This is a genomic window from Meiothermus granaticius NBRC 107808 (assembly GCF_003574355.1).
Lineage (GTDB): Bacteria > Deinococcota > Deinococci > Deinococcales > Thermaceae > Meiothermus > Meiothermus granaticius.
In genome coordinates, this window is the sequence record NZ_QWLB01000085.1 from 1 (window position 1) to 2,336 (window position 2,336).

A 2,336-nucleotide genomic window follows, 5' to 3' on the forward strand; every position below is an offset into this window, starting at 1 on the left:
TTGGGGCAGGTCACCTACGCGTTACTCACCCGTCCGCCACTAACTAGCAGAACTAGTCCGTGCGACTTGCATGTCTTAGGCATACCGCCAGCGTTCACCCTGAGCCAGGATCAAACTCTCCATGGATATACCCTCTGTAAAAGAGGATGGTGAGATCCTTTATTTATTTCGTCGCGGAAAAACGACGATTGGTTCATGGTATTTCCCAATCTGTGCTTTCAAGATTCCCCGTCGCGATGGCTTTGTGGCCCTCAAGCGACGCAAAGAGAAGGATATCAAAGGCGGGGAAACTTGTCAAGATAGGGGAGGGGAGAGGCATACAAAAACCCAGGAGCCACAAGCCGCCGAGGGATAAACCTGATCTGCGCACAGGAGTCTGGGCCCACTTTTTCAGAGCAAGGCGGGTTGGGAGGCAGCCAACCCCCTGGATCGCTCCTGCAAGGCCTTGTACACCTTATGGCTATGTGTGGCCACAAAAAGGAACTCATGGTTTTCTGTATGAGAAATTTGCCCCACTTTTTCGCCTCGAGGGTTGTAAATACCGATCCTCGCCCCCACATAGCGTTGATGCGGGCGAGATAAGCGCACCACATATCCCCAGTCTCTCAGCATGGACTCGAGCTCTTCAGCCGTAAAAAACCCCTCGTTGTTGAACGACACCACGGTGTGATGGGCTTTTATCTGAGATAGAACCGTGGTCATGGCGTCTTTAGTCTCGCGCTTGGAGTTGAATGGGCTTTTGCGCTCCTGCACATCGATTCGTTTTTGTGCGACGCCGTAAGTTTTGGGATTATCCCAGCGCACCAGGGTTTCCCATACGTGGTAATTCCCCAAGTAGGAGTGTTGGTTGTAGGGAGGGTCAAGGTAAAAAATATCGGCCTCGAGCCGCCCTGCCATCTCCAGGGCATCGCCTTGAAACGCCTTGCCGACTCCCGGAAGAAGGGGGGGGTACTCGAGGCGCAGCTCATTGTAGGCTCTGGGAGCCCAGTCCTTGAGATACGCCATCTGTACGCCGGTGGTTGAGTCCACTTTGTCGGCAGCCAGCATCAGACTGGTCAACAGTATGGCTTTGAGCAGCGGATCCTGCGAATACTTCAGTTCGATGACTTCACGAATGGCCTCTATCTTGGCTCCATTCCGGGGTTGAAAATAGCGTGCGGCTTCGCAGTTGGCTTTGGTAAACCAGCCCGCCAGGGGTGCAAGCTGCATAAGCTCATCAAGAATGCCAGCCACACTGTGCGGGTCATATTGGCGAGCATCGGCCTCGACCAATGCCCTGGCCAGCACAAACGCATAGGAGTTGAGGTCGTTGGCAACAACCTCAAAACCTCTGGCCTTGAGGGCGTGGCCGACGCGTGAACTACCCGAAAACAAATCCACCACGCTATTGGCTTGGCCAATCTCGCGTATTTCCTCAAGTACCCCAACAATCCAGGGCAATAAAGCGCGCTTCGAACCGATATATTTGATCATTAACCCTCCGACCAATGGGACCAATGCTTAGATAAAGAATTTTATCCGTTCGCCCAAAGTATAGGCCGGCCAAATTAAATCAGCGCACTTTTGCAATGCGGTGAAACCGCTGGATTGGAGGCAAGCCCCTGGTCTATTCCTTGGCTCGGTAGCTAAAGAAGTCGAAGTCGGCGGGTAACCGGCTGCCCGATAGGTCCTGAGCGCAAAGGCCAATAAAGGTACCGGTGAAGCCCAGCCCCCGGCAGTAGTCGTCGGAGAGCTTGTAGGCTGGGAATTGCAGGGGGATGGGCTGCCAATCCTGACCATTGGCCGAGTAGGCAAAGCTGAAGGTTTCGCGCGCGAAGCGCACCCGCAGGTAGACCCGGCCCAGGCCCTCAATGGGGATTTCCTGGGCCAGGGGCTCGTCGTAGTGGCCATTATCGCAGGTAAGGATATTAAGGGTCTTGCCGAGCTGTTCGTCCCGACTTACTCGCAGATAGACCCAGTTGCCGGTGTCGTAGAAGCAGACCAGCCCGGCCATCTGCTGAAAGTTCTGGGGCTCGAACTCGAGCGCGGTCTCAGCCTCAGCGTAGAAGTCCTGCAGGCGGCGGGCCACCAGGCTCTGGCGGTGGCGCGAGCTGAGCGACTCGCGCCCGTAGAGCCGCAGGTAGCCTGGGCGCTCGCTCAGGGATAGCCAGGAGGGGTCTGGGGGATGCCGCAGGGTCTGGAAGTGCAGGCTCAGGGTGGGGGCATCGAAGTCGTCGCGCTCGGGTTCTGGGGGCCAGGGGTGGGGGGGCAGGGCCGGGGCTTCTGCCTCGAGGGCCGGGGCATTGCCCCCTTGCCAGAGCCGGGGCCAGCCATCCGGGGTCCAGCGGATCTTTTGC

General features: G+C 56.9%; 2 protein-coding genes and 1 rRNA gene. All 3 read right to left on the reverse strand.

Translation table 11 applies throughout. From position 1 onward, the window contains the following. Nucleotides 1–126: ribosomal RNA gene (locus Mgrana_RS16515) — 16S ribosomal RNA — on the reverse strand; the annotation flags it as partial. A 264-nt stretch (nt 127–390) separates the two neighbouring features. Then, nucleotides 391–1,473, reverse strand: coding sequence for a DNA adenine methylase (locus Mgrana_RS16520; protein WP_119358667.1), 1,083 nt, complete (start codon nt 1,471–1,473; stop codon nt 391–393). Between the two features lie 133 nt (nt 1,474–1,606). Then, a partial coding sequence (locus tag Mgrana_RS16525) for a beta-xylosidase family glycoside hydrolase (protein ID WP_476738585.1) occupies nt 1,607–2,336 on the reverse strand: 730 nt, incomplete at its 5' end.

Coding starts and splice junctions, on each gene's coding strand:
- Mgrana_RS16520 (WP_119358667.1), bottom strand. CDS start 1,473: ATGATCAAATATATCGGTTCGAAGCGCGCTTTATTGCCCTGGATTGTT.